Origin of the sequence: Tropicimonas sp. TH_r6, from assembly GCF_033101155.1 — a bacterium.
Classification (GTDB): Bacteria; Pseudomonadota; Alphaproteobacteria; order Rhodobacterales; family Rhodobacteraceae; genus Tropicimonas.
The window spans coordinates 1-452 of record NZ_JAWMPX010000096.1; the positions used below are offsets into that span (position 1 = coordinate 1).

Consider the following 452-nt stretch of genomic DNA (forward strand, 5'->3'; position numbering starts at 1 on the left):
GGATCGCCAGGTCGCGTTTCATCCGGTTGCTGACAGCCCAGCCGACGACGCGCCGAGAGTGCAGATCAATGATCACCGCAAGATAGAGCCAACCTTCACGCGTCCACACATAACTGATGTCCCCGGCCCATTTCTGGTTGGGGCGATCCGCCGAGAAGTCACGATCCAGCAGGTTCGGCGCGATGTTGAAGCTGTGGTTGCTGTCGGTCGTCGCCTTGAATTTCTTGCTCCTCTTCACGGAAATACCGTTCTGGCGCATCAGTCTGCCGACACGACGATGGCCGACATCAATGCCCAGCTCCTTCAACTCCTCTGTCATGCGTGGGCGACCGTAGCTGCCCAGAGACAGGGCAAACTGCTCGCGGATGTGAGCCAGGACCACCATGTCTTTGCGCTGGTTATTGCTGAGCGGACGGCGGCGCCAGGCTCGATATCCACGCGGGCTGACATCC

1 protein-coding gene is annotated in these 452 nt (G+C 59.7%); it reads right to left on the bottom strand.

Features of this window, described 5'->3' with window-relative positions:
* The coding region (locus tag R3X27_RS25550) for an IS3 family transposase (protein WP_317711730.1) at positions 1–452 on the bottom strand (452 nt) is incomplete at both ends.